General features: G+C 71.4%; 22 protein-coding genes. 20 read left to right on the top strand and 2 right to left on the bottom strand.

Going from position 1 to position 26362, the window contains the following annotated elements:
- Window positions 1-87 precede the first annotated feature (87 nt).
- The 6 genes from O3597_RS02255 to prfA all read left to right on the top strand — a co-directional run bounded on the left by O3597_RS02255 (window position 88) and on the right by prfA (window position 9720).
- Entirely contained in the window at window positions 88-3393 is a 3306-nt protein-coding gene (locus O3597_RS02255) for an efflux RND transporter permease subunit (RefSeq protein ID WP_281603129.1), read from the top strand.
- Between the two features lie 88 nt (window positions 3394-3481).
- Entirely contained in the window at window positions 3482-4720 is a 1239-nt protein-coding gene (locus O3597_RS02260; protein ID WP_164447655.1) for an MFS transporter, read from the top strand.
- Between the two features lie 90 nt (window positions 4721-4810).
- Window positions 4811-5755 (top strand): homoserine kinase, encoded by a 945-nt coding sequence (gene thrB, locus O3597_RS02265; protein WP_281603130.1) that lies wholly within the window; start codon window positions 4811-4813, stop codon window positions 5753-5755.
- A 297-nt stretch (window positions 5756-6052) separates the two neighbouring features.
- Window positions 6053-8053, top strand: a complete 2001-nt coding sequence (gene rho / locus O3597_RS02270; RefSeq protein ID WP_281603131.1) for a transcription termination factor Rho — start codon at window positions 6053-6055, stop codon at window positions 8051-8053.
- A gap of 269 nt (window positions 8054-8322) precedes the next feature.
- On the top strand, window positions 8323-8547 hold the full coding sequence (gene rpmE, locus O3597_RS02275; RefSeq protein WP_093405395.1) for a 50S ribosomal protein L31: 225 nt from the start codon (window positions 8323-8325) through the stop codon (window positions 8545-8547).
- 84 nt (window positions 8548-8631) lie between these two features.
- The gene (gene prfA, locus O3597_RS02280; protein ID WP_164447653.1) at window positions 8632-9720 is read left to right on the top strand and encodes a peptide chain release factor 1; all 1089 of its coding nucleotides are present in this window, start codon (window positions 8632-8634) and stop codon (window positions 9718-9720) included.
- Window positions 9721-9734: 14 nt separating this feature from the next.
- On the opposite strand, the gene O3597_RS02285 is transcribed toward prfA, so the two are convergent.
- Window positions 9735-11285, bottom strand: coding sequence for a GGDEF domain-containing protein (locus O3597_RS02285; protein ID WP_164447920.1), 1551 nt, complete (start codon window positions 11283-11285; stop codon window positions 9735-9737).
- A gap of 70 nt (window positions 11286-11355) precedes the next feature.
- Between O3597_RS02285 and prmC the strand changes: the two genes are divergently transcribed.
- The 4 genes from prmC (at window position 11356) to O3597_RS02305 (ending at window position 15803) form a co-directional block, all read left to right on the top strand.
- The gene (gene prmC / locus O3597_RS02290; protein WP_281603132.1) at window positions 11356-12336 is read left to right on the top strand and encodes a peptide chain release factor N(5)-glutamine methyltransferase; all 981 of its coding nucleotides are present in this window, start codon (window positions 11356-11358) and stop codon (window positions 12334-12336) included.
- Entirely contained in the window at window positions 12336-12980 is a 645-nt protein-coding gene (locus tag O3597_RS02295; RefSeq protein WP_164447919.1) for an L-threonylcarbamoyladenylate synthase, read from the top strand. The genes prmC and O3597_RS02295 overlap by 1 nt, the downstream gene beginning before the upstream one ends.
- Window positions 12981-13592: a phosphotyrosine protein phosphatase gene (locus tag O3597_RS02300; protein WP_281603133.1), complete on the top strand. Its 612-nt coding sequence runs from the start codon at window positions 12981-12983 to the stop codon at window positions 13590-13592.
- 96 nt (window positions 13593-13688) lie between these two features.
- Entirely contained in the window at window positions 13689-15803 is a 2115-nt protein-coding gene (locus tag O3597_RS02305; protein WP_281603134.1) for a transglycosylase domain-containing protein, read from the top strand.
- Between the two features lie 5 nt (window positions 15804-15808).
- Here the strand turns inward: O3597_RS02305 and O3597_RS02310 are convergent, their stop codons facing one another.
- On the bottom strand, window positions 15809-17302 hold the full coding sequence (locus O3597_RS02310) for an SDR family oxidoreductase (protein WP_281603135.1): 1494 nt from the start codon (window positions 17300-17302) through the stop codon (window positions 15809-15811).
- A 34-nt stretch (window positions 17303-17336) separates the two neighbouring features.
- Here O3597_RS02310 and glyA point away from each other — a divergent pair, with 34 nt between their 5' ends.
- The 10 genes from glyA to atpD all read left to right on the top strand — a co-directional run bounded on the left by glyA (window position 17337) and on the right by atpD (window position 26128).
- Window positions 17337-18623: a serine hydroxymethyltransferase gene (gene glyA, locus O3597_RS02315; protein WP_164447648.1), complete on the top strand. Its 1287-nt coding sequence runs from the start codon at window positions 17337-17339 to the stop codon at window positions 18621-18623.
- Window positions 18620-19090, top strand: a complete 471-nt coding sequence (locus O3597_RS02320; protein ID WP_281603136.1) for a hypothetical protein — start codon at window positions 18620-18622, stop codon at window positions 19088-19090. The genes glyA and O3597_RS02320 overlap by 4 nt, the downstream gene beginning before the upstream one ends.
- 165 nt (window positions 19091-19255) lie before the next feature.
- Window positions 19256-19477, top strand: coding sequence for a hypothetical protein (locus tag O3597_RS02325; protein WP_093405421.1), 222 nt, complete (start codon window positions 19256-19258; stop codon window positions 19475-19477).
- Window positions 19478-20299: a F0F1 ATP synthase subunit A gene (atpB, locus tag O3597_RS02330; protein ID WP_164447646.1), complete on the top strand. Its 822-nt coding sequence runs from the start codon at window positions 19478-19480 to the stop codon at window positions 20297-20299.
- Between the two features lie 95 nt (window positions 20300-20394).
- Window positions 20395-20616, top strand: coding sequence for an ATP synthase F0 subunit C (atpE, locus tag O3597_RS02335; protein ID WP_164447645.1), 222 nt, complete (start codon window positions 20395-20397; stop codon window positions 20614-20616).
- A 29-nt stretch (window positions 20617-20645) separates the two neighbouring features.
- On the top strand, window positions 20646-21176 hold the full coding sequence (locus O3597_RS02340; protein ID WP_093405427.1) for a F0F1 ATP synthase subunit B: 531 nt from the start codon (window positions 20646-20648) through the stop codon (window positions 21174-21176).
- Complete coding sequence (locus O3597_RS02345; RefSeq protein ID WP_164447644.1) at window positions 21176-21997, top strand: F0F1 ATP synthase subunit delta; 822 nt, start codon at window positions 21176-21178, stop codon at window positions 21995-21997. The genes O3597_RS02340 and O3597_RS02345 overlap by 1 nt, the downstream gene beginning before the upstream one ends.
- Window positions 21998-22088: 91 nt before the next feature.
- Window positions 22089-23735: a F0F1 ATP synthase subunit alpha gene (gene atpA, locus O3597_RS02350; protein WP_164447643.1), complete on the top strand. Its 1647-nt coding sequence runs from the start codon at window positions 22089-22091 to the stop codon at window positions 23733-23735.
- Between the two features lie 9 nt (window positions 23736-23744).
- Window positions 23745-24674, top strand: coding sequence for a F0F1 ATP synthase subunit gamma (locus O3597_RS02355; protein ID WP_164447642.1), 930 nt, complete (start codon window positions 23745-23747; stop codon window positions 24672-24674).
- The gene (atpD, locus tag O3597_RS02360; protein ID WP_216592889.1) at window positions 24671-26128 is read left to right on the top strand and encodes a F0F1 ATP synthase subunit beta; all 1458 of its coding nucleotides are present in this window, start codon (window positions 24671-24673) and stop codon (window positions 26126-26128) included. The genes O3597_RS02355 and atpD overlap by 4 nt, the downstream gene beginning before the upstream one ends.
- Window positions 26129-26362: the final 234 nt, after the last annotated feature.

A 26362-nucleotide genomic window follows, 5' to 3' on the forward strand; every position in this document is an offset into this window, starting at 1 on the left:
CCCGCCCGCCCCGGAGATCGGCAGACCGACCGGGTCGGGCACACTGCTCGTACCCCTCGACCGTCTCCCTCAGGAGTGAGCCTCGCGATGTCGCTGCTCGCCAGATTCAGCCTCGCCAACCGAGGGCTGGTAGCCCTCATCGCGGTGGTGACCACGGCGTTCGGTGCGTACGCCGTGCCATCACTGAAGCAGCAACTCCTACCGTCACTGGAGTTCCCCGCCGCATTCATCGTGGCCCAGTACCCCGGTGCCGCACCGGAGGTCGTCGAGTCCGAGGTCGCCGAGCCGATCGAGGACAGCCTGCGCGGCATCTCCGGTCTCGACTCGGTCATCTCGACCTCCCGCGAGGGCCTGACCACCATCCAGGTGCAGTACGAGTTCGGTACCGAACTCGACGACATGGTCAGCAGGATGCAGACCGCGATCAACCGGACCAGCCTGCCGGAGGGCGTCGACCCGCAGGTGATCGCGGGCAGCACCGACGACCTGCCGGCGGTGGTGCTGGCCGCGTCCGGCGACGACGACGAGCGGATCCTCGCCGGCAAGCTACGGGACACCGTGGTGCCGGAACTGGCAGCGATCGACGGCGTACGCGGTGTCGAGCTGACCGGAGTCCGGGACGAACTGGTGGTGATCACTCCGGATCCGGCGAAGCTGGCGAAGGCGAAGGTGCAGCCGACCGCGATCGGCGCGGCGTTGCAGGCCAACGGCGTGGCGGTGCCCGCCGGTGCCGTGCTGGACGGCCAGCGCACCCTGCCGGTGCAGGTGGGCGCCCCGCTGACCACCCTGGACGAGCTGCGGGACGTGATCGTCGCTCCGCCGGTCAAGAAGGCCGGACCGGTCCGCCTCGGTGACGTCGCCACGGTCGAGGAGCAACTCGCCCCGGCCACCGCCATCACCCGTACCAACGGCCGGGAGAGCCTCGGCATCGCGGTCACCGCCGACCCGGACGGCAACGCGGTGGAGATCTCGCACGCGGTCGCCGACCGGCTCGCCGACCTGCGGTCCGCCACGGGTGCCGAGTTGACCGTCGTGCTCGACCAGGCGCCGTTCGTGGAGAAGTCCATCAAGACGCTGAGCACCGAGGGCCTGCTGGGTCTGATCATGGCCGTGGTGGTCATCCTGGTGTTCCTGCTGTCGGTGCGTTCCACAGTGGTCACCGCGGTCTCCATCCCGTTGTCGGTGGTGGTGGCGCTGATCGCCCTCTGGATCGGTGACTACTCGCTCAACCTGCTCACCCTCGGCGCGTTGACGGTCGCGGTCGGCCGGGTGGTGGACGACTCGATCGTCGTGCTGGAGAACATCAAGCGGCACCTGACCTACGGGGGGCCGAAACGGCCGGCGATTCTCACTGCCGTCCGCGAGGTGGCCGGTGCGGTGACCGCGTCGACGTTGACCACGGTGGCCGTCTTCGCGCCCATCGCCCTGGTCGGTGGCTTCGTCGGGCAGCTCTTCGCACCCTTCGCGATCACGGTCACCGTGGCGCTGCTCGCCTCGCTGCTGGTGTCGCTGACGGTGATCCCGGTGCTCGCCTACTGGTTCCTCAAGCCGGTCAGCGCCGCGGCCGACGGAGCGGCGGTCCGGCGGGCGGCGGAGGAGCGCGAGCTGCGCAGCCCGTTGCAGCGGGCGTATCTGCCGGTCATCCGGTTCGCCACCGGGCGGCGGGCCTACCGGTGGGCGACCCTGGCGGCGGGACTGCTGGTGCTGTTCGGCACCTTCGGGTTGGCCCGGCAGTTGGAGACGAACTTCCTCGACGACTCCGGTCAGGACACCCTCAACATCCGCCAGGAACTGCCGGTCGGCACCGGGTTGGCCGGCACCGACGCGGCGGCCCGGCGGGTCGAGGCGGTGCTGGCGGACACTCCGGGTATCGACTCGTACCAGGTCACCGCCGGTGGCGGCGACACACCCTGGGCCGGCAGCGCCGGCAACAACGTGGCCAACTACGCCCTGCGGCTCGGCGAAGAGACCGACGCGAAGGCGATGCGGGGCGTGCTGCGGGACCGGTTCACGGCGCTCGGATCCGAAGCCGGCGAGATCACCTTCCCGGCCGGCCAGGGCGGGGCGTCCGCCAACGAACTGGCGGTCATCGTCCGGGCCGCCGATCCCGAGGTGCTGGCCGCCGCCGCGAAGCAGGCCGAGACGGCGCTGACCGGCATCGGCGGGGTCGAGGACGTCTCGACCACCCTGGCCGAGCGGGTACCCCGGATCGACGTGACGGTCGACCGCGTGGCGACCAGCCGGGCCGGGCTCACCGAGGCCGCCGTCGGTCAGCTGGTGTCGCAGTCCTTCCGGGGTACGCCGCTGGGTCAGGTGACCGTCGACGGCGCCGCCCGGGACGTGGTGCTGCGCCTGTCGGCGGCACCGCCGATGACCGTGGCGGAGCTGCGGGCCCTGCCGGTGGGCGGGGTCAAGCTGGACGACATCGCCGACGTCACCGAGACCACCGGCCCGCAACAGGTGCGACGGATCGACGGTGAGCGCAGCGTCTCGGTGACCGGCACGGTCACCGGCTCCGACCTGGGCGCGATCAGCACCGAGCTGCAGAGTCGGCTCGACGCGATCGACGTACCCGGGGCCACGTTCTCCCTCGGCGGGGTCAGCGCCGAGCAGCGGGAGACCTTCGCCGACCTGGGCCTGGCCGTGCTGGCCGCGATCGCGATCGTCTTCCTGATCATGATGGCGACGTTCCGCAGCGTGGTGCAGGCGCTCATCCTGCTGGTCTCCATTCCGTTCGCGGCCACCGGAGCGATCGCCCTGCTGCTGGTCAGCGGCACCGCACTGAGCGTGCCGGCGCTGATCGGTGTGCTCATGCTGGTCGGCATCGTGGTGACGAACGCCATCGTGCTGCTCGATCTGGTCAACCAGTACCGAGCCCAGGGCATGGGTGTGCGGGAGGCGGTGGTCGAGGGTGGACGGCACCGGCTGCGGCCGATCCTGATGACCGCGATCGCCACCATCTTCGCGCTGACGCCGATGGCCTTCGGGCTCACCGGAGAGGGCGGTTTCATCTCGCGACCGCTGGCCATCGTGGTGATCGGCGGCCTGCTCACCTCCACCCTGCTCACGCTGATCCTGGTGCCGACGCTGTACGCCATGGTGGAGGACACCAAGGTCTCGGTGCGGGCGTGGCGACGTCGCCGCCACGGTGACCCGGCCGGTGCACCGGGTGCCGGCGAGGCCGACGACGCCGACGACGCCGACGGCACCGCGCCGGACACCGACCGGACGCCGGTGGGTGCGCAGGCCCGTGCCGGCACGGCGGACACCGGCCGGCGGGAGAGCCGGCCGGTACCGGCGGCGCCCTCCGGGGCATTGATCGAGAACACCGACCAGTTCGAGGTGCTCCGGCTGCCGAAGACCCGCAACTCGCCGTTCCCGCCGAACGGGTGACCCGGGGGTCCCCGGAGGGTCCTCGGGCCCTCCGGGGATGTCCGCGCTCCGACTCGGCCACCGACGGTGGCCGGGTATGGTCCGCTCCGTGGCGTCCACCCTCTCGGTCCTCACCCGCAACCGGAACTTCCGCAATCTCTTCCTGGCCGAACTGGTGGTCTTCGGTGCCGACTGGTTCGTCATGGTGCCGTTGCTGGTGCTGCTGCCGAAGCTGACCGGCAGCGGGGTGTGGGGTGCCCTGGTGCTCGCCGTGGACACCGGCATCGTGGCGCTGTTGCTGCCGTACACCGGCACCATCGCCGACCGCTTCGACCGGCGCACGATCATGATCGTCTCGAACGCCGCCGCGCTCGTCGGCGTCCTGCTGTTGCTCGGCGTACGCGATGCCGGCACGGCCTGGCTGGCGCTGCTCGGTATCGGCGTGGTCGCGGTGGCGAAGGCGTTCTACTCCCCGGCGGCGCAGGCGGCGCTGCCGAACGTGCTCGATCCGGACGAGCTGGCCGCGGGCAACGCGGTGGCCGGTTCGGCGTGGGGCACGATGACCGTCGTCGGCGCGTCGCTCGGTGGGGTGCTCAGCGCGGCCGCCGGGCCGTACGCCTGTTTCTGGGTCGGCGCGGTCGGGCTGGTGATCGCCGCGGGCCTGGCCACGCTCATCCGCCGCCCGTTGCAGGCAACCCGGGAACGGGGTGCGAAGCCGCCGCAGACCTGGGCGGCGATCCGCGAAGCCCTGGTCTACATCGGGCACCGTCCGCGGGTGCTGGCGCTGGTGACGGTCAAGTCGGCGGTGGGTCTCGGCAACGGTGTGTTGACCGTCTTTCCGCTGCTCGCCGGGGTGTACGGGGTCGGCGCGCTCGGTGCCGGCCTGCTGTTCGCCGTCCGTGGTGCCGGCGCGTTGGTCGGTCCGATCATGATGCGTCGGGTGCTGACCAACCGCGCCTGGCTGCTGCCCGGCCTGGCCCTGTCCATGTCGGCGTACGGACTGGCCTACCTCGGTACCTCCGTGGCCGCCTGGTTCCCGCTGGTGCTGGTCCTGGTCTTCGTGGCGCACTTCGCGGGTGGCAGCAACTGGGTGATGTCGAACTTCGCCCTGCAGGGCGAGGTGCCGGACCGGCTACGGGGTCGCGTCTTCGCCACCGACATGATGCTGGCGACCCTGGCGATCTCCGTCAGCCAGCTGGTGGTGGCCGCGGTCGTGGACATCGTCGACGAGCGTGTCGTACTGGCCGGCTGCGGCCTGGTCACCCTGGTCTACGCGATCGGCTGGCGGATCGCGACGCGGGGCCTGTCGCTCGCCGCGTCGCCACCCGCCGTCGCGGAGAACCGGTAGCGAGGTGCGGTCCGCCGGCCGTCGGTGTTCGGCGTCCCAGGTGCCGGGCGATGCTCCCCATCGGTGGCGGCTGTCCCTAGCATGGGCGGGGTGTCGACCACATTCGTCGCCGAACCGGTCCGGGTCCGGGTGCCGGCCACCAGTGCGAACCTGGGGCCGGGCTTCGACGCGCTCGGGCTGGCCCTCGCGCTCCACGACGACGTCGCCGCCGAGGTGACGGCCGGGGGCGTGACGGTGACGGTGACCGGTGAGGGAGCCGGCGATCTGCCGGTCGACGACAGCCACCTGGTGGTACGCGCCATGCGCGCGACCTTCGACGCGCTCGGTGGGCAACCACCGGGGCTGGCGGTGGAATGCGTCAACCGCATTCCGCAGGCGCGCGGGCTCGGCTCCTCGTCGGCGGCGATCGTCGCCGGGGTGCTGCTGGCCCGGGCGCTGGTGGCGGAGGGCGCAAGTCGCCTCGGCGACGACGCGGTGCTGCGGCTGGCCGCCGAGATCGAGGGCCATCCGGACAATGTCGCACCCTGCCTGCTCGGCGGCTTCACCCTGGCCTGGACGGAGCCGGACGGTTCCCGGGCGGTGTCGCTGCCGGTGGCCCACGGCGTACGCCCCACGGTGCTGGTGCCGGCCGAGCGGGGGCTGACCGCCTCGGCCCGTGCGGCGCTGCCGGCCACCGTGCCGCACGCCGACGCCGCGTTCAACGCCGGCCGGGCGGCGCTGCTGGTGCACGCGTTGACCACGCAGCCGGCGCTGCTGCTGCCGGCGACCGCCGACCGGCTGCACCAGGGCTATCGCGCGACGTCGATGCCGGGCACGAACACCCTGGTCAACGAGCTGCGTGCGGCCGGTGTGGCGGCCGTGGTCAGTGGTGCGGGCCCCACCGTGCTCGCCCTGTCCGAGCTGCCCGTAGAATTCGACGCGGGAACAGACTGGCGGCTGCTGCGGTTGCCGGTAGATGTATGCGGGGCGCAAGTCGAACGGGGTAGACTCGGACACGCGGAGCGGGACCCTGTTGCCGCAGGTCGCAAGAGTTGATTACGCTCTAGACTTAGCACAGCCGCGAAGCATGCGATCTCCCTGCGGGTCGGCGCACCCCCGAAGCTTTCGGCGGTAAGCCCGTCACCCCTGCCTAGGCCCACGCCGCACCGCAGTCTTCACTGGTCGCCGCAGACGGCGAAACCCCGCCCACCGCTCCATCTGGTGGGTCGGGAGACCGACCGGCTGCTGTGTTAAAGACTCCCGCGAAGCGTCATGCGAGGCGGGTGTACCGAGGCCGCCCGGCCACCTGTTGTCGATTCCGGGCAGTCCCGGCCTATCGAGGGAAGGAATCCATTGAGCGACACCACCGACGTGACGTCGGATGTTTCCAACGTCGCTGGCGATGCCACCACCGCTGCCCCCGCCCGCCGCCGGCGCAGCGGCACCGGCCTGTCGGCGATGCTGCTGCCGGAGCTGCAGAGCCTGGCCGCGTCGCTCGGCATCTCGGGGACGGCTCGCATGCGCAAGGGCGAGCTGATCAGCGCGATCACCGAGCGGCAGGGCGGCACTGCCGGGGCCCCTCGACCACGGGCCGAGGTCGCGGCGGCCGCCGCACCGGTCCGCGAGGAGGTGCACGCGGAGGTACGGGACGCCGGCGAGCGGCCGGAGGCCGAACGTCGTGGCGCCGAACAGCCGGCGGCGAGCGTCGAGAGCGAGGGCCGTGGCCGTACCCGGCGGAGCCGGACCGCCGTGGCGGAACCGCGCGCCGAGGAGGCCGCCGCCGAGGGCGAGCGGTCCGAGGGCCGGTCCGGCCGTGACCGTGGCGCCGACCGCGCCGACCGTGCCGAGCGGGGCGACCGTGCCGAGCGCGGTGAGCGTGCCGAGCGGGGCGACCGTGCCGAGCGCGGTGAGCGTGCCGAGCGGGGCGACCGTGCCGAGCGCGGTGAGCGTGCCGACCGTGCCGAGCGCGGTGAGCGCGGTGAGCGCGGTGACCGTGCCGAGCGCGGTGAGCGTGCCGAGCGCGGTGACCGGAGTGACCGAGGCGAGCGCGCCGACCGTGGTGACCGCGGCCAGCGCGGCGAGCGGGACAACGACGGTGACGACGACGGCGACAGCGGCGGTCGGCGCAGCCGGCGCAGCCGTTTCCGGGACCGCCGGCGGGGCCGGGGTGACCGCAACGATTCCGGCGGCGACGGCGGCCGTGAGCCGCAGGTCGGCGAGGACGACGTGCTCGTGCCGGTGGCCGGCATCGTCGACGTGCTGGACAACTACGCCTTCGTCCGGACCACCGGCTACCTGGCCGGTCCCAACGACGTCTACGTGTCGATGTCCCAGATCAAGAAGTACGGCCTGCGGCGCGGTGACGCGATCACCGGCGCGGTCCGGGCGGCCCGCGACGGCGAGCAGCGGCGGGACAAGTACAACCCGCTGGTCCGGCTGGACACCATCAACGGGATGGAGCCGGACGAGGCCAAGCGCCGGCCGGAGTTCTACAAGCTCACCCCGCTGTACCCGCAGGAGCGGCTGCGGTTGGAGACCGAGCCGCACATCCTCACCACCCGGGTCATCGACCTGGTCATGCCGATCGGCAAGGGGCAGCGGGCGCTGATCGTCTCGCCGCCGAAGGCCGGTAAGACCATGGTGCTGCAGGCGATCGCCAACGCCATCACGCACAACAACCCGGAGTGCCACCTGATGGTGGTGCTGGTGGACGAGCGACCCGAAGAGGTCACCGACATGCAGCGGTCGGTCAAGGGCGAGGTCATCGCGGCCACGTTCGACCGCCCGCCGCAGGACCACACCACCGTCGCCGAGCTGGCGATCGAGCGGGCCAAGCGCCTGGTCGAGCTGGGCCACGACGTCGTCGTGCTGCTCGACTCGGTGACCCGGCTCGGTCGGTCGTACAACCTGGCGGCACCGGCCAGCGGCCGGATCATGTCGGGTGGTATCGACTCGACGGCGTTGTACCCGCCGAAGCGGTTCCTCGGCGCGGCCCGCAACATCGAGAACGGCGGCTCGCTGACCATCCTCGCCACCGCCCTGGTGGAGACCGGTTCCATGGCGGACACGGTCATCTTCGAGGAGTTCAAGGGCACCGGTAACGCGGAGCTGAAGCTGGACCGGAAGATCGCCGACAAGCGGACCTTCCCGGCCATCGACATCCACCCGTCCGGCACGCGCAAGGAGGAGATCCTGCTCGCGCCGGAGGAGTTGGCCATCGTGCACAAGCTCCGCAAGGTGCTGCACTCGCTGGACTCGCAGGCGGCGCTCGACCTCCTGCTGGACCGGCTCAAGCAGTCCCGTACCAACATCGAGTTCCTGATGCAGATCGCCAAGTCGACGCCGGGGGAGTAACTCCCGCCGACGAAGACCGACGAAGGGGCGTGGCCGGATCCGGCCACGCCCTTCTCGGGTGGATCGGCCGCAGGAATGCTCGGCCCGGCGGCGGGAATGCGTACGTGAGGCCAGATGTTGCTACCGGCGACCAGCCGACGCGGCCCGCCTCCAGGGCCCACCGAAGCCCATGGCAGACTGGTCAATCGGCCACCGGTTCCGGTTCACGCCCCCATCGGCAGGCAGGCCAGGGGCGACCCGGCGACCACAGACGAGAGGACCGAGGCGACATGAAGCCCAACATCCACCCGGAGTACGTGACCACCGAGGTCAGCTGCTCCTGCGGCAACACCTTCACCACCCGCAGCACCGCCAAGGGCGGCTCGATCCACGTCGAGACGTGCAGCGCCTGCCACCCGTTCTACACGGGCAAGCAGCGCGTGCTGGACACCGCTGGTCGGGTCGCGAAGTTCCAGCAGAAGTACGCCAAGGTTCAGGGCAAGAAGGCCAAGTAGCTCCTCGTCTGACGCCCGCGTCCGGTTCACCGCCGGACGCGGGCGTCGTCCGTCTGTGTCCGGTCTCAAGGAGCGATCCCCAGCATGAGCAGTGAACGCCTGGCCGCCCTCCTCGACGAGTACGCCGAGTTGGAGAAGCGGCTGGCCGACCCCGCGATCCACGCCGACCAGGGCACCGCCCGTCGGGTCGGCCGTCGCTACGCCGAGTTGGTGCCGCTGCACAAGGCCGCCGCCGAACTGGAGCAGGCCCGCGCCGATCTCGCCGCGGCGCGCGAACTGGCCGCCGAGGACGCCTCCTTCGCCGCCGAGGCCGAGACGATCGCGGCGACGCTGCCGGTGCTTGAGGAGCGTCTCGCCGAACTGCTCATCCCTCGTGACCCGCACGACGCCAAGGACGTCATCGTCGAGATCAAGGCGGGTGAGGGCGGTGAGGAGTCCGCGTTGTTCGCCGGTGACCTGCTGCGCATGTACACCCGGTACGCGGAGCGGCGCGGCTGGGTCACCGAGGTGATCGACGCTCAGGACTCCGACCTCGGTGGCGTCAAGGACGTCTCGCTGGCGATCAAGGCGAAGGGTGTGCCGGAGGGCGGCAACGGCGTCTGGTCCCGGTTGAAGTGGGAGGGTGGCGTGCACCGGGTGCAGCGGGTCCCGGTCACCGAGTCGCAGGGACGCATCCACACGAGCGCGGCCGGCGTACTGGTGCTGCCGGAGGCCGAGGAGGTCGACGTCACCATCGACCCGAACGAGTTGCGCATCGACGTGTTCCGTTCGTCCGGGCCCGGGGGACAGTCGGTGAACACCACGGACTCGGCGGTGCGGATCACCCACCTGCCCACCGGCATCGTGGTCTCCTGCCAGAACGAGAAGTCCCAGCTGCAGAACCGGGAGCAGGCGATGCGGATCCTGCGCGCCCGGCTGCTGGCCGCCGCGCAGGAGCAGGCCGACGCCGCCGCGTCGGACGCCCGCAAGGCCCAGGTGCGTACGGTGGACCGCTCGGAGCGGATCCGCACCTACAACTTCCCGCAGAACCGGATCACCGATCACCGGATCGGCTTCACCGCGTACAACCTGGATCTGGTGCTCGCCGGGGAGTTGGACGGCGTGCTCGACGCGCTCGGCGAGGCGGACCGGGCCGCGCGGCTGGCGGGCGACGCGGAGCTGACCCGCCGCTGAGACGCTGCCGTCGGTCAGGCGGTACGCGGCCGGACCTTGGCCCGCAGCATCTCCCGGTCGGCGGCCTCGAAGGCGGCGCCGAGCGCGTCCCGCTGGCCGGGGCCGCCGGCTCCCACCTCGGCGAAGCCGATGCTGACCCCGACCGGAGTGCCCGGTACCAGCGACTCCCAGTCCTCGGTGCGGACGGCCGCGTCGATCCGCCGAGCCACCTCGGCCGCCTCGGTCATCCCCGCTTCCGGCAGCACCACCACGAACTCGTCGCCGCCGTAGCGGGCGACGAAGTCGCCCCGACGCATCACCCGGTTGATGACTCCGGCGACACGTTGCAGGACCAGGTCTCCCGAGTGGTGCCCGTGCCGCGTGTTGACCGCCTTGAACCCGTCCAGGTCGCAGACGCCGATCACCACCCGCTCGCCCCGGGCGACCACGGCCGCGATGTAGCGCTCCAGCCGGCGCCGGTTGGGCAGCCCGGTCAGCGGGTCGGTCAACGCCTCCCCCTCGAACCGGGCCGCCTCACGGCGCATCTCCTCGTGGTCGATCCGGGCGGCGATGCCGTCGATGTAGACGTCACGGAGCCGGTCGTGGCGCTGCGCGGCGAGCCGGAAGGCCAGCCGGTCGGCCCGGTGCGCGGCGGCGTGGTCGCCGGCTCGTCCGAGCGCCATGCTGCGCAGCCGGGCCGGCTCGGCCGCGCCGAGCGTCTCCGCGGACACGTGGACGGTGTCCAGCCGGGTGACCGCCTCGATGGGGCGTCCGCTGGCGATGGCGAGACACACCTGGCCGAGCTGGCGCATGTCGCGGGCCCGGGCACTGTCCGCGCCGCAGCCGAGCAGCCGGGCCGGGTCCAGGCCCGGGACCGGGTCGATGTCGTCGCCGAGGGCGCACCGGCGGGCGGCGGCGTAGCCGTAGGCGGCCAGGCTGCTGGGGCGCAGCCGGTCGGCCCGTCCGGCGGTGACGAACCGGCCCAGGTCGCCGCCGACATCCCGCAGTACGCGCAGACATCCGTCGCTGTCACCGGTGTGGTCCAGGGCGACCGCGTTGCGCAGCCGGATGCCCGGTGCGGCGAACGTCTCCTCGGGGATGCCGGCGGCGGTGCCCAGTTGCCGGGCGCGTTCGATCGCGCCCAACGCGTATCCGTGGAAGCTGAGGTACGAGTACGCCATCGCCAGGTCGTGCCAGCCCCAGGCGGTGTCCCGGTCCGCCTCCTCCACCGCTCCGAGCGCCCGGGCGGCCTTGACCAGGTGCGTCACGCAGCGGTCCAGCGCGCCCTGATGGTGGGCGGCCAGCGCGGCCAGGGCGTTGAGGTGCCCGTGCAGATAGGGCTCGGCGAGGTCGCGTACCGCCGCGGACGCCTCCTCGATGGCGCGGGTGTACTCGGCGGTGCGCCCGAGGTTGATCAGGGCCGAGAGCCGCTGCACGAGCGCGTCGGCGCGGGCGTGCGGGTCGCTGGTGGCACGCAGCACCTGCTCCAGGAGCCCGTACGCCTCGGTGGAACGGCTCACCTCCTGCAACGCCCGCGCCTTCGTCAGGGCGTCAACCTGGTCCTCGACCCGGTCGAGCCAGCCCACCCGCGACCTCCTGTCGGTGTGCCGCTGCACCCGCTTATGCACGTGCACGGCGACGCCTCATGATTATTGCGTGACCACCGCACCGCAACACCCGTCCGAAGGGACGAGACGTCACCGTCCTACGCCCGTGATCGCCGACGCGGCCCGTACTCTCGCCACCGCCGGCGTGACCTCGGCCCGCACGGAGGCCGAGGTGCTGGCCGGGCATGTGCTCGGGATCCCTCGCGGGCGGTTGGCGCTGGCGGACGGCTTCACCGACGAGCAACTCGACGGTTACCGAGCGCTGGTGACCCGCCGGTCCCGACGGGAACCGTTGCAGTATCTCACCGGCACCGCCGGCTTCCGGCACCTGGAGCTGGCCGTCGGGCCGGGTGTCTTCGTGCCGCGCCCGGAGACCGAACTGCTCGCCGGGTGGGGCGTCGACCATGCCCGGCGAATCGCGGGCGACGACGGCGGGCAGGCCGACGGGCGGTCGGAGCCGCTGGTGGTGGACCTGTGCAGTGGGTCCGGGGCGATCGCCCTGTCGGTGGCCTCCGAGGTGCCGCAGGCCCGGGTGGTGGCGGTGGAACGCTCGCCGCGGGCGCTGTCCTGGCTGCGGCGCAACGCGGCGGATCGGGTCGCCGCCGGTGACCGGCCGATCGAGGTGGTGGCGGCGGACGCCACCGAACCGGCGCTGCTGGCCGAGCTGGCGGGTCGGGTGGACGTGCTGCTGTGCAACCCGCCGTACGTCCCACTCGCGGTGGCCGTACCGCCGGAGGTGGCCGACCACGACCCGGCGGAGGCCGTGTTCGGTGGGGCGGACGGGCTGGACGTCATCCGCCGGGTGATCGACCGCGCGGGTTTCCTGCTGCGTCCCGGCGGTGTCCTCGGCATCGAACACGACGACAGCCACGGCGTGGTGGTGCCGGGTCTGCTCGCCGCCGACGGTCGGTACGCCGCGATCGTCGACCATCGCGACCTCGCCGACCGGCCGCGTTTCGTCACCGCGTCCCGCCTCGCGGACCGCCCGCCACCCGGTGCCACCGCGACGTGGCAGACTGGCTCCTCGTGATGCTCTACGACTGCCGGTCGCTCGCCGACCGGGACCGCGGCATCGCTGCGGCCATCGAGGCGGTCCGCAACGGCGAGCTGGTGGTCCTGCCGACCGACACGGTCTACGGGATCGGCGCCGACGCGTTCACCCCGTACGCGGTCAAGGCGTTGCTGGACGCCAAGGGTGTCCCGCACGCCCCGCCGCCGGTGCTCATCGGTTCCCGGCACACCCTCGACGGCCTGGCCTACACCCTGCCCGCCGCGGCGCGTGATCTGGTCGAGGCGTTCTGGCCGGGGGCGCTGACCATCGTGGTGAAGCACTCGGCGAGCCTGCGGTGGGATCTCGGCGACGACAGCGGCACGGTGGCGGTACGGATGCCGCTGCACCCGGTGGCGCTGGAGGTGCTCCGCGAGACCGGGCCGATGGCGGTCGCGTCGGCCAACAAGCTCGGTCAGCCGGCCGCGCTCACCGCCGACCAGGCACGCGACCAACTCGCCTACTCCGTGCGGGCCTACCTGGAGGCGGGGCCGGCGGTGGATCCGGTGCCCAGCACGATCGTGGACCTGACCGGCGACGAGCCGGTGCTGGTCCGGGAGGGCGCGATCGACCTGGCCCGGCTCCGCGAGGTGGTACCGGAGCTGCGTGAGAGCCAGGTGGTGTAGGTGCCTCCCTTCACCGTCCTGCACGTCTGCATGGGCAACATCTGCCGCTCTCCGATGGCCGAGCGGCTGCTCACCCTCGCCGTGGCCGATCGGCTGGCCCGGCGCGAGGTCGACCCGGCCCGGGCGGAGGAACTGCTGCACAGCCACAGCGCGGGCACCGGCGGTTGGCATGCCGGTGAGGAGATGAACCCGCCGGCCGCCCGTCAGGTCACCAACCGGGGCGGCGACACCGCCGGTTTCGCCGCCCGCAAGCTGCGCTCCGATCACATCGACGCAGCCGACCTGGTGCTGACCGCCACCGCGGATCAGCAGGAGTACGTGACCGCGCTGCGGCCCGACGCCGCCGCCCGCACGTTCGTCCTCGGCGAGTTCGGCCGGTTGCTGGCCGCTCTCGACCCGGCCGGGTTGCCGGCGGCCGAGGCCACCGCCGACGCGGTCCACGCCCGTGGCGTGGCGTTGGTCGAGGCGGCGCACGAGGCCCGTCAGGACGCCACCGCGCTGCCCACCGACGACCTCGACGATCCGTGGGGGCGCGGTGACCAGTGCTTCAGCCGGGTCGCCGACGAGATCGAGGAGACGGTGCAGCCGCTCGCCGCGCTGCTGCTCCCCTGATCGGCGAATTTCATCCGGGTTTGGGGGAAAGGCGCGGCAGAAAGGGTGATTAGCGCCATCCTGGGGGAGTCCTGACGGCTCCTGCGGGGAGAGCTGATGACCCGGGCGTTCCTGCCGAAGATGTTCACCGTCCTGCTGGCCGGCACGCTTGCCGGCCTGGTGCTGGCGGTGGCGGCGCTGCCGGCCGCGCTGGTGTTCGGCATCGGATTCTCGGCGCTCTCCGCGCCCTACGCGGAGCTGCCCAACACGCTGCGGACACCGCCGACGGCCCAACGATCGAACCTGTACGCCAGCGACGGCACCACGCTGATCACCTCCTTCTACCAGGAGGACCGGGTGGACGTGCCGCTGGACGAGGTGGCGCCGGTGATGCGGCAGGCCATCATCGCCGCCGAGGACGCCCGCTTCCACGAGCACAGCGGGGTGGACCTGCGGGGCATCGTGCGCGCCTTCACCGCCAACCGGCGCGACGGCGCCACCCGGCAGGGCGCCTCCACGCTGACCATGCAGTACGTTCGCAACGTGTTGAGCACCGACCCCCGGCTCAGCGAGGCGCAACGCGCCGCGGCCACCGAGGTGAGTACCGCCCGCAAGATCCAGGAGATCCGGTACGCGCTGGCGCTGGAGCGGGAGCTGACCAAGGAGCAGATCCTTGCCCGTTACCTGAACATCGCGTACTTCGGCGCCGGCGCGTACGGCATCGCCGCCGCCAGCAAGCGGTACTTCTCCACCGCACCGGCGAAGCTCACGCTGGCCCAGGCGGCGCTGCTGGCCGGGCTGGTCCGCTCCCCGGACAGCGACGACCCGATAAACGGCGACGCCGACAGCGCGACCGCCCGGCGTGGCTACGTGCTGGACCGGATGGTCGAATCGGGCGTGGCCGCGCCGGAGGAGGCGGCCCGGATCGCGGCCCAGCCGTTGAACCTGCGGCCCAGCGAGACACCGAACGACTGCACCGCGGTGCCCGAGGGGCACAACGACTGGGGCTTCTTCTGCGACTGGTTCACCCGGTGGTGGAACAGCCAGAAGGCGTTCGGCGGCAGCGTCGACGAGCGGCAACGCACCCTGCGCCGGGGCGGGTTCAGCATCGTCTCCTCACTCGACCCCGGTGTGCAGCGGGCCACCACCGAACAGGTGCGGCGGATCTACCCGGCCGAGCACCCACACGCCATGCCGACCGCGGTGGTCCAGCCCGGCACCGGGCGGGTGCTCGCCATGTCGGTGAACCGCACCTACAGCGTGGCCGCGAACCCCGGCGGGCAGCAGAACCACCCCAACACCGTCAACCAACTCGTCGCCGGCGGCGGCACCATCGTCGGCTACCAGGGCGGTTCCACGTTCAAGCTCTTCACCATGCTGGCCGCGCTGGAGGCCGGACTGCCCCTGAACACGGTCTACGACGCGCCTCGGCGGATCGTGACCGACTTTCGGGTCAGCGGCACCGAGGCGAGCTGCGGCGGGTACTGGTGTCCGCAGAACGCCAGCGCCTCGATGAGCGGCCGGCACGACATGTGGACCGCCTTCGGCGACTCGGTCAACACGTACTTCGCCTGGCTCACCGAGCGGGTCGGGGCGGACCGGGTGGTGGAGATGGCCGAACGGCTCGGCATCGTGTTCCGGGCCGAGGACGACGCCCAACTGGCCCGGCACGGCGCCCGGGAGTGGGGTCCGTTCACCCTGGGGGTGTCCGCGACCACCCCGCTCGACCTGGCCGGTGCGTACGCGACGTTGGGCGCGGAGGGCACCTGGTGCGCGCCCACGCCGGTCACCTCGATCACCGACGCGGACGGCCGCCGGGTGGCCGCCGGGCAGCCGGACTGCCGGCAGGTGCTCGACGTCGACGTGGCCCGGGCGGCGGCGGACGCCGCCCGCTGCCCGGTCGGCGACCAGTCCATGTACCAGGGCTGCGCCGGCGGCACGGCGACCGAGCTGCGCGGTCAGCTCGACCGGCCGGTGGTGGGCAAGACGGGCAGCTCCGAGCGGTACGCCACGGAGACGGTCGTGGCCCTCACCCCGCAGGTGGCGGTGGCGGCGATGGCGGCCAACCCCGACGAGCCGCGCGACGCCGTCGGCCGGGCGGTGCAGACCGCCATGGTGGAGGCGGTCGGGGAGATCCTCTCCTTCGCCCTGCGCGACGAGCCGGTCCGCGACTTCGTGCCGCCGAGCGAGACGACCGCCTGGCGGGTCACCGGGCAGCGCACCGGCAACTGACCGCCTCAGCCGGTGGCCGGTCCGCGGACCGGGGCGGCCGCCGCCAACCGCTCGGCACCCTCGGCGATGTTGCGGGCCATCCCACCGAAGACCACCGCGTGGAACGGCGTCACCGCAGCCCAGTACGCGTGCCCGACCAGACCCCGGGGCAGGAAGACCGCCCGCTGCCGGTAGCTGACCTGTCCCGCGTCGTCGGTCTGCACCCGCATCTCCAGCCAGGCCCGGCCGGGCAGCCGCATCTCGGCGCGCAGCCGCAGCAGTTCGCCGGGGACGATCTCCTCCACCCGCCAGAAGTCAAGTGCCTCGCCGACCCGCAACTGGTGCGGGTGACGCCGGCCCCGCCGCAGCCCCACCCCGCCGACCAGCCGGTCCAACCAGCCGCGCACGGACCAGGCGAGCGGGAACGAGTACCAGCCGTTCTCCCCGCCGACCCCCTCGATCACCTGCCACAACGCCTCCGGCGGGGCCGCCACCGTCTGCTCCCGCAGGTCGGTGTAGGCGGTGCCGCCGCTCCAGTGCGGGTCGCTCGGCAGCGGCTCGGCGGGGGCGTCCGCACCGGCCGCGTTCGACCACCGGGTCTCCACCTCGGCGTCGCGCACCTTGGCCAGCGCCAGCTCGACGGCCCGGTCGAAACCGGTGAGCCCGTCCGGCGGGTCCGGCAGGTACTCCGCGATGTCGTGCTCGTGCGCGACCGCCTCGTGCACCAGGCTCTCCACCAACGGCCGGGCGAGCGCGTTCGGCACCGGGGTGACCAGTCCCACCCAGTACGACGACAGCGTGGGCGTCAGCGGCCGTACCGGCAGCAGGAGACGGCGGGAGAGCCCGGCGACCCGGGCGTAGCGCTGCATCATGTCGCCGAAGGTCAGCACATCCGGACCGGCGATGTCGAAGGCCCGGTCGACCTCCGGCGGCAGCGCCGCGCAGCCGACCAGGTAGCGCAGCACGTCGCGGACCGCGATCGGTTGGATCCGGTTGCTGACCCAGCGCGGAGTGACCATCACCGGCAGCCGCTCGGTCAGGTAACGCAGCATCTCGAACGACGCCGAACCGGAACCGATGATCACAGCTGCCCGCAGCACCACCGTCGGCACGCCGCTGTCCAGCAGGATCCGCGCCACCTCGGCGCGGGAGCGCAGGTGCGCCGAGGCGACGTCGTCGGGCGCCGGCTCCGGCCCACCCAGGTAGACGATCCGGCGTACGCCCGCGGCGCGGGCCGCCTCGGCGAAGGTTGTCGCGGCCTGTCGGTCGGCGGCCTCGAAGCCGGCCTGGCCGAGCGAGTGCACCAGGTAGTACGCCACGTCGACGCCGTCGAAGACCCCGGCCAGGCTCTCCGGCCGGCTCAGGTCGCCCTCGACCACCTCGACCTGCGCGGCCCACGGCACGTCGCGCAGCCGATTGGCCCGCCGCGCCAGGCAGCGCACCGCGTATCCCTCGGCCAGCAGGCGTGGCGCCAGGCGCCCGCCGATGTATCCGGTTGCTCCGGTCACCAGGCATCTCACGCCTCCAGTCTGCGGTCTCCTAGACTCTGGCGCTGTGGAGACCGCCGAGGGCACCTTCTGGGGGCCGGACTTCGAGCAGCTCAGCACGGCCGACCCGGAGATCGCGGAGGTGGTGCTGGGCGAGCTGGACCGGCTGCGCGGCGGGTTGCAGCTGATCGCCAGCGAGAACCTCACCTCGCCGGCCGTGCTGGCGGCGCTGGGCTCGACGCTCACCAACAAGTACGCCGAGGGCTATCCGGGCCGGCGCTACTACGGCGGCTGCGCGCAGGTGGACCGGGCCGAGGAGCTCGGCATCGCCCGGGCGAAGGACCTTTTCGGCGCCGAGCACGCCAACCTTCAGCCGCACTCCGGCGCGAGCGCCAACCTGGCCGCGTACGCCGCGCTGGTCCAGCCGGGTGACACGGTGCTGGCGATGGAGCTGCCGCACGGCGGGCACCTCACCCACGGCAGCCGGGTGAACTTCTCCGGCCGGTGGTTCAAACCCGTCGGCTACACCGTCCGGCAGGACACCGAGCTGATCGACTACGACGAGGTACGGGATCTCGCCCGCACCCACCAGCCGAAGATGATCATCTGTGGGGCGACCGCGTACCCACGGCTGATCGACTTCGCCCGGTTCCGGGAGATCGCCGACGAGGTGGGCGCGTACCTGATGGTGGATGCCGCGCACTTCATCGGGCTGGTCGCCGGGCAGGCGATCCCGTCGCCGGTGCCGTACGCCGACGTGGTCTGCGCGACCACCCACAAGGTGCTGCGCGGCCCGCGCGGCGGCATGATCCTCTGCCGGGAGGCGGTGGCCGAGCGGATCGACAAGGCGGTCTTCCCGTTCACCCAGGGCGGCCCGCTGATGCACGCCGTGGCGGCCAAGGCGGTCGCGCTGCACGAGGCGGCGCAACCGGCGTACCGCAGTTACGCCGCGCAGGTGGTGGCGAACGCCCGGGCGCTCGCCGCCGGGCTGGCCGCCGAGGGGATGCGCCCGGTCTCCGGCGGCACCGACACCCACCTGGCTCTGATCGACCTGCGGGAGATCGGGGTCACCGGCGCCGAGGCGGAGGCGCGGTGCGACGCGGCGACCATCACGTTGAACAAGAACGCGATCCCGTACGACCCGCAGAAACCGTTTGTCGCCTCCGGGATCCGGGTGGGTACGCCCAGCGTCACCACCCAGGGCATGGGGGAGGCGCAGATGCGTCAGGTCGCCGTGCTGATCGCCCGGGCGGTGCGGACCGACCCGTCCGCCCCGGGTGGCGTCGACGAGTTGGCCCGGATCGCCGCCGACGCGGCCGAACTGGCGGCCGAGTTCCCGGCGTACCCCCGATGAGCGCGCCTCCGGAGGGATCCGGCGGACCCCGGGCGACCGCGCCCCGGGCCGGGGAACCCGGCGCCATCCGGGCCCGGCTGCCGTACCTGCGCCTGCCGCTGCTGGCCTGTGCCGCGCTGGCGGTGGTCGCGGTGCCGGCCGCCGCCGTGCTGCGCGGCCCGACCGGTGCGGCGGGGGTGGCCGCCGGCATCGCCCTGGTGGTCGTCAGCTACCTGATCTCGGGTCTCTCGGTGGCCTGGGCGGACGCGGTCCACCCGCGACTGATCATGTCGGTGGGGTTGGTCACCTACGCCACGAAGATCGTCATCCTGGGGGTGGCGATGGCGGCCGTGGCGGCCACCGGCTGGCCGGGGCTGCCGGACATGGGTGCGGCCATCATCGCGGCCGTGGTGGTGTGGACCGGTGCCCACCTGACCTGGGCGTTGCGTTCCCCGCTGCCCAGCGTGGACCGTCCGTCGGATCACTGACCGTACGGCTGGAGTTTCCCCGGCGTTTCGTCGGCCTGTCCGGTTGGCCGGACAGGAGTAGGCTAACCCCGGCTTGACGCGCCGCACCCGCCGCCCGCACGCTGCTCGCAGTGTGGGGGGTGCCGCACACTCGCGAAACACCCGGCTGATAGTGTTCGCCTCGTCATGGCCGACAACCCACACCGCAGAAGCCCCGACGAACACTCGTCGGAAGGTGTCGCCGGAGCCGTCCTCGGCTACCTGCTCGCCGGCATCGTGGTGTGGGGATTCCTCGGCTGGTTGGCGGGGGAGTTCCTGGGCCTGCCGACCGGCGTCGGAATCGCCGTGGGCATGATGCTCGGCGCAGCCGGAGCGATCTACCTGATCATGAAGAGGCTCAGTGCCTGAGTGCCGGCACGCGCGGGTCTGTCGAGTGCGGAGGATGACACGGTGAGCGGACAGCTTGTCGCCGCAGAGGGCCTTCCCTGGCCCCCCAGCGTCGGAGACTTCTACCCGCCGGATCTCGCCGGCCCGTGGGTCACGAAGTTCACGCTGATGATCTGGCTGGCCGTCGGGCTTCTGATCATCTTCTTCATGGCCACCTACCGGAACCCGAAGCTGGTGCCGAGCAAGGGCCAGTGGATGGCCGAGTCGATCTACGGTCTGGTCCGGGACAACATCGCCCGGGAGCAGATGGGCAAGGACGGCATCCGGTTCGCGCCCTACTTCACGGTGCTGTTCTGCTTCATCGCGGTGACCAACCTCTTCGGCGTCACTCCCGGGTTGCAGATCTCCCCGAACTCGCACATCGCCTTCCCGATCGTGCTAGCCGCGATCACCTACGTGATGTACCTCTACATCGGTGTCCGCAAGCAGGGTCTGGGCCGCTACCTCAAGCAGAGCCTGATCATCCCGGGCGTGCCGTGGCCGATGCACGTCCTGCTGATCCCGATCGAGTTCCTGCAGAACTTCATCAACCGACCCGTCACGCTGGCGGTACGACTCTTCGCCAACATGTTCGCCGGGCACCTGATCCTGCTGGTCTTCACGGTCGGCGGCTTCGTGATGCTCGCCTCGGACAACGTCTTCGTCCAGGTGACCTCGGTGTTCTCGTTCCTGATGGCGATCCTGATGGCCTTCTTCGAGGTGCTCGTCGCGCTGTTGCAGGCCTACGTCTTCGTCACCCTGACCGCCAACTACATCGGCACGTCGCTCGCCGACGGGCACTGATCCACAGACCTCGGCGGGCCGCCCGGCCCGACCAAGCTTCCGGTACGACCGCGTACGCGTGAGGACTCACGCGTCTACTAGGAGGAATACCCGCAATGGACGTTATTGCCGCCATCGATGGCAGCGTCAACACCATCGGTTACGGTCTCGCCGCCATCGGCCCCGGCATCGGTGTCGCCCTGGTCTTCGCGGCCTACATCCAGGCCAGCGCCCGCCAGCCGGAGTCCGCCGGCTACAACCGCACCTGGCTGGTCCTGGGCTTCGCGCTGGTCGAGGCGCTCGCCCTGTTCGGCCTGGTGCTCGCGTTCGCAGTCTGACGTAGCCCGACGCGACCCGGAGGTCTGACATGTATGTCGCCGCTGAAGGTGTAGAGCACCACCCGCTCGTGCCGATCTGGCAGGAGCTCGTCATCGGGTCGATCGCCTTCGCCCTGCTCTGCTTCGTGCTGCTGAAGTTCGTGATGCCGCGCATGGAGGCGATGTACCAGGCGCGGGTCGACGCGATCGAGGGCGGCCTCAAGCGTGCCGAGGCTGCTCAGGCCGAGGCCAACCAGCTGCTGGAGCAGTACCGGGCCCAGCTCGCCGAGGTGCGTACCGAGGCGGCCCGGATCCGGGACGACGCCCGAGCCGACGCCGAGTCGATCCGGACGGAGATCCTGGCCAAGGCCCGGGAGGAGTCCGACCGGATCATCGCCGCCGGCCGGGAGTCGCTGGCCGTGGAACGCCAGACCATCGTGCGCGAGCTGCGCGCGGAGGTCGGCGGCCTCGCGGTCGACCTGGCCAGCCGGATCGTGGGCGAGTCGCTCGCCGACGAGGCCCGCCGCAAGGGCACCGTCGAGCGGTTCCTCACCGACCTTGAGAGCGCGGGGGCCCGCTGATGCAGGCCGCCAGCCGGGAGTCCTACGCCGCCGCGCTCGCGCGGCTGGAGGAGTACGTCGCCGGTGCCGAGCCGTCGACCGTGGCCGGCACCGGTGCGGAACTGCTCGCCGTCGCGGACCTGCTGCGGCGGGAGGTTCGGCTGCGCCGGGCGCTCTCCGACCCGGCCCGCGCCGGTGCGGACCGCACCGGCCTGGTGAACTCGGTGCTCTCCGGCAAGGTCGGCGCGGACACGCTCGACCTGCTCGGGACCCTCGTCGCCGGTCGCTGGTCCGCGCCGTCGGAACTGCTCGACGGCGCGGAGAGCCTCGGTGTGCAGGCACTGCTCGCCAGCGCGGACCGCGCCGACGAACTGGGCGAGGTGGAGGACGAGCTGTTCCGCTTCGGCCAGGTGGTCGCCGCGGATCCGCAGCTGTCCAACGCCCTGTCCGACCCGATGGCGCCGGTGGCGCAGCGGGCCGAACTGGTCGGGATGCTCCTGACGGGCAAGGCCCGGCCGGTGACGGTGCGGTTGGCGGAGGCGGCGCTGGCCGGCTTCGGTGGCCGGTCGTTCACCGCCGCGTTGTCCCGGCTGGTGGAGTTGGCGGCGGAGCGGCGAGACCGGCAGGTCGCGTACGTGACGGTGGCTGCTCCGATCACCGAGGAGGAGGAGCGGCGCCTGGGCGATCGGCTTTCCGCCATATACGATCGACAGGTTGCTGTCAAGCTTACGGTTGACCCGACGATCCTCGGTGGAGTGAGCGTACGGGTGGGTTCGGACCTCTACGACGGGACGATCCTGCGCCGCCTCAACGAGACCCGCAACGCGCTCGCGAAGCGCTGACCAGCACCCGCGAAGCGCCCGGAAAGACAGTCGACCCGAGGACCGGTCGGTACTAGGTATCCCGGGCCCCTGATACTTAAGGAAGCAGAGGATGGCCGAGCTGACCATCTCGACGGAGGAGATCCGCGGCGCCCTGGAGCGCTATGTCTCCTCCTACTCGCCCGACGTCTCCCGTGAGGAGGTCGGCACCGTCGCCGACACCGGCGACGGCATCGCCCACGTCGAGGGCCTGCCCTCGACCATGACCAACGAGCTGCTGGAGTTCGAGGACGGCACGCTCGGCGTGGCGCTGAACCTCGACGTCCGGGAGATCGGTGTCGTCGTCCTCGGCGACTACTCCGGGCTGGAGGAGGGGCAGCGCGTCAAGCGCACCGGCCGGGTGCTCTCGGTGCCGGTGGGCGACGCCTTCCTGGGCCGCGTGGTCAACGCGCTCGGCCAGCCGATCGACGGTCTCGGTGAGATCGCCGACGAGGGCTACCGCGAGCTGGAGCTGCAGGCCCCCAACGTGATGGCCCGGCAGTCCGTCTTCGAGCCGATGCAGACCGGCATCAAGGCCATCGACGCGATGACCCCGATCGGCCGGGGCCAGCGGCAGCTGATCATCGGTGACCGGAAGACCGGCAAGACCACTGTCGCCCTGGACACCATCCTCAACCAGCGCGAGAACTGGGCCTCCGGCGACCCGAAGAAGCAGGTTCGCTGCATCTACGTCGCCATCGGTCAGAAGGCCTCCACCATCGCCGGCATCAAGGGCATCCTTGAGGAGGCGGGCGCGATGGAGTACACCACCATCGTCGCCTCCCCGGCGTCGGACCCGGCCGGCTTCAAGTACCTCGCCCCCTACACCGGCTCGTCCATCGGTCAGCACTGGATGTACGGCGGCAAGCACGTCCTCGTGGTCTTCGACGACCTGAGCAAGCAGGCCGAGGCGTACCGTGCCGTGTCGCTGCTGCTGCGCCGCCCGCCGGGCCGCGAGGCGTACCCGGGTGACGTCTTCTACCTGCACTCCCGGCTGCTGGAGCGCTGCGCGAAGCTCTCCGACGAGATGGGTGGCGGCTCGATGACCGGCCTGCCGATCATCGAGACGAAGGCCAACGACATCTCGGCCTTCATCCCGACGAACGTCATCTCGATCACCGACGGCCAGATCTTCCTGGAGACCGACCTGTTCAACCAGGGCGTCCGGCCGGCGATCAACGTCGGTACCTCGGTCTCCCGGGTCGGCGGTGCCGCCCAGGTGAAGCCGATGAAGAAGGTCTCCGGTTCGCTGCGGCTGAACCTGGCCCAGTTCCGTGAGCTGGAGGCGTTCGCCGCCTTCGCCTCCGACCTGGACAGGGCCTCCCGCGCCCAGCTGGACCGCGGTGCCCGCCTGGTGGAGCTGCTCAAGCAGCCGAACTACTCGCCGTACCCGGTGCAGGAGCAGGTGGTGGCCGTCTGGGCCGGCACCGAGGGCAAGCTGGACGACGTCCCGGTCGGCGACGTACGGCGCTTCGAGACCCAGTTCCTGGAGCACCTGCGGCGCAAGCACAACGCCACGCTCCAGGCGATCGCCGACAACAAGTGGGACGACGAGATCATCGCCACCCTCGATTCGGCCGTCACGGAGTTCAAGCAGGGCTTCCTCGGCCGTGAGGACGAGCGCACGATCAACGAGGCGCCGGCGGCGCCGCTGGAGGGCGAGGCCGAGCACGAGACGGTCACCCGCTACAGCGGCGAGGCTCCGGCCGAGAAGCAGTAGGGCCGGGCCATGGCGGCGCAGGTACGTGTTCTTCGTCAACGGATCCGCTCGGCGAAGGGGATGAAGAAGATCACCAAGGCGATGGAGCTCGTGGCGACGAGCCGGATCGCCAAGGCCCAGGCCCGGGTGGAGGCGTCCCTGCCGTACGCCCAGGCCGTCACCGGCGTGCTCACCGCGCTGGCGTCCAACGCCTCGGTCGACCACCCGCTGCTCACCCCGCGCGAGCGGGTGCGGCGGGCGGGCGTGCTGCTGGTGACCTCCGACCGGGGCCTGGCCGGCGGCTACAGCTCCAACGCCATCCGGACGGCGGAGTCGTTGATCGCCCGGCTCCAGGCCGACGGCAAGGAGCCGGTGCTCTACGTCATCGGGCGCAAGGGCGTGTCGTTCTACCGGTTCCGCAACCGGCCGATCGAGGCCAGCTGGACCGGCTTCTCGGAGCAGCCGTCCTTCGCCGACGCCCGCGAGGTCGGTGAGACCTTGATCAAGGCGTTCACCGCCGGTGCGGACGACACCGACGGCGATCCGGGCCCGGACGGGGTACGCGGCGTGGACGAGTTGCACATCGTCTACACCGAGTTCAAGTCCCTGATGACCCAGAACCCGGTCACCCGCATCATCGGCCCGTTGCAGATCGAGGAACGGCCCCGCTCGGAGGGCGTACTGCCCGCGTACGAGTTCGAGCCGGACGCGGAGGCGCTGCTCGACGCGCTGCTGCCGAAGTACATCAACACGCGGATCTACGCGGCGTTGCTGGAGTCGGCGGCCAGCGAGTCGGCCGCCCGGCGGCGGGCGATGAAGAGCGCCACCGACAACGCCGAAGAGATGATCGACAAGTACACGCGTGAGATGAACTCGGCCCGCCAGGCCGGGATCACCCAGGAGATCAGTGAGATCGTCGGCGGCGCGAACGCGCTGGCCGCGTCGGGAAGTGAAGTGTGATGACTGTTTCCACCGCTGCTGGAGGACCAGCCGAGACCAAGACGGCCACGGGTCGCGTGGTCCGGGTCATCGGCCCGGTCGTCGACGCCGAGTTCCCGCGCGACGCCATGCCGGACCTCTACAACGCGCTCAACGTGAACGTGACGCTGTCCGGTGGCGAGAAGACGCTGACCCTGGAGGTTGCCCAGCACCTGGGTGACAACCTGGTCCGCGCCATCTCGATGCAGCCGACCGACGGCCTGGTGCGCGGTGCCGACGTGCGGGACACCGGCTTCCCGATCCGGGTGCCGGTCGGCGACGCGGTCAAGGGCCACGTCTTCAACGCCATCGGTGAGTGCCTCAACCTGGCCGAGGGCGAGACCATCCAGGCCGACGACCACTGGGGCATCCACCGCAAGGCACCGGCCTTCGCGGACCTGGAGCCGAAGACCGAGATGCTGGAGACCGGCATCAAGGTCATCGACCTGCTCGCCCCGTACGTCAAGGGCGGCAAGATCGGCCTGTTCGGCGGTGCCGGTGTGGGCAAGACGGTGCTCATCCAGGAGATGATCACCCGGGTCGCCCGTAACTTCGGTGGTACCTCGGTCTTCGCCGGCGTGGGCGAGCGCACCCGTGAGGGCAACGACCTCATCCACGAGATGACCGACTCCGGCGTCATCGACAAGACCGCTCTGGTCTACGGCCAGATGGACGAGCCGCCGGGCACCCGGCTGCGGGTCGCGCTGTCCGCGCTGACCATGGCGGAGTACTTCCGGGACGTGAAGAAGCAGGAGGTGCTGCTCTTCATCGACAACATCTTCCGCTTCACCCAGGCCGGATCGGAGGTCTCCACCCTGCTGGGCCGGATGCCCAGCGCGGTGGGTTACCAGCCGACCCTGGCCGACGAGATGGGTGAGCTGCAGGAGCGGATCACCTCCGTCCGGGGCCAGGCCATCACCTCGATGCAGGCGATCTACGTGCCGGCGGACGACTACACCGACCCGGCCCCGGCCACCACGTTCGCCCACCTGGACGCGACCACCAACCTGGAGCGGTCCATCTCCGACAAGGGCATCTACCCGGCGGTGGACCCGCTGGCCTCCTCCTCCCGGATCCTGGCCCCCGAGTTCGTCGGCCAGGAGCACTTCCAGGTGGCCAGCGAGGTGAAGCGGATCCTCCAGCGCTACAAGGACCTGCAGGACATCATCGCCATCCTCGGTATCGAGGAACTCTCCGAGGAAGACAAGATCACGGTCCAGCGGGCCCGGCGGATCGAGCGCTTCCTGTCGCAGAACACCTACGCGGCGGAGCAGTTCACCGGCGTGCCGGGCTCGACGGTCCCGATCAAGGAGACCATCGAGGCGTTCCGCAAGATCAGCGAGGGGGAGTACGACCACTTCCCCGAGCAGGCGTTCTTCATGTGCGGTGGGCTCGACGACCTGGAGAAGAAGGCCGCCGAGTTGATGAAGGGCTGACCCTTCGTTTCCTCCGCGAGACACGAAAAAAGAAGGCCGTCCCGGTAACCCCGGGGCGGCCTTCTGTTCATCTTCGCGACGTACCATCGCCGCTGCCGGTTTCCCGTGCTCGGCGATCACGCCGACTGCGAGATACCGTCGGTGCGATGTCCAGGAAGGCAACCCGAGCCGGGCCGAGGCACGGCCCGGCGCATGTCGTCGGACACCGCACAGCCACGCTCATGCGCCGATGAG

The sequence above is a fragment of the Verrucosispora sp. WMMA2044 genome, from assembly GCF_027497155.1.
In the GTDB taxonomy this organism is placed as follows: Bacteria; Actinomycetota; Actinomycetes; order Mycobacteriales; family Micromonosporaceae; genus Micromonospora; species Micromonospora palythoicola.

Excerpts from the sequence above, each read along its gene's own strand:
- rpmE (WP_093405395.1), top strand. The coding sequence starts at position 8,323 with ATGAAGCCCAACATCCACCCGGAGTACGTGACCACCGAGGTCAGCTGC.
- atpA (WP_164447643.1), top strand. The coding sequence starts at position 22,089 with ATGGCCGAGCTGACCATCTCGACGGAGGAGATCCGCGGCGCCCTGGAG.
- O3597_RS02255 (WP_281603129.1), top strand. The coding sequence starts at position 88 with ATGTCGCTGCTCGCCAGATTCAGCCTCGCCAACCGAGGGCTGGTAGCC.
- O3597_RS02340 (WP_093405427.1), top strand. The coding sequence starts at position 20,646 with ATGTATGTCGCCGCTGAAGGTGTAGAGCACCACCCGCTCGTGCCGATC.
- O3597_RS02345 (WP_164447644.1), top strand. The coding sequence starts at position 21,176 with ATGCAGGCCGCCAGCCGGGAGTCCTACGCCGCCGCGCTCGCGCGGCTG.
- atpE (WP_164447645.1), top strand. The coding sequence starts at position 20,395 with ATGGACGTTATTGCCGCCATCGATGGCAGCGTCAACACCATCGGTTAC.
- O3597_RS02305 (WP_281603134.1), top strand. The coding sequence starts at position 13,689 with ATGACCCGGGCGTTCCTGCCGAAGATGTTCACCGTCCTGCTGGCCGGC.
- prfA (WP_164447653.1), top strand. The coding sequence starts at position 8,632 with ATGAGCAGTGAACGCCTGGCCGCCCTCCTCGACGAGTACGCCGAGTTG.
- O3597_RS02295 (WP_164447919.1), top strand. The coding sequence starts at position 12,336 with ATGCTCTACGACTGCCGGTCGCTCGCCGACCGGGACCGCGGCATCGCT.
- O3597_RS02320 (WP_281603136.1), top strand. The coding sequence starts at position 18,620 with ATGAGCGCGCCTCCGGAGGGATCCGGCGGACCCCGGGCGACCGCGCCC.
- O3597_RS02355 (WP_164447642.1), top strand. The coding sequence starts at position 23,745 with ATGGCGGCGCAGGTACGTGTTCTTCGTCAACGGATCCGCTCGGCGAAG.
- O3597_RS02325 (WP_093405421.1), top strand. The coding sequence starts at position 19,256 with ATGGCCGACAACCCACACCGCAGAAGCCCCGACGAACACTCGTCGGAA.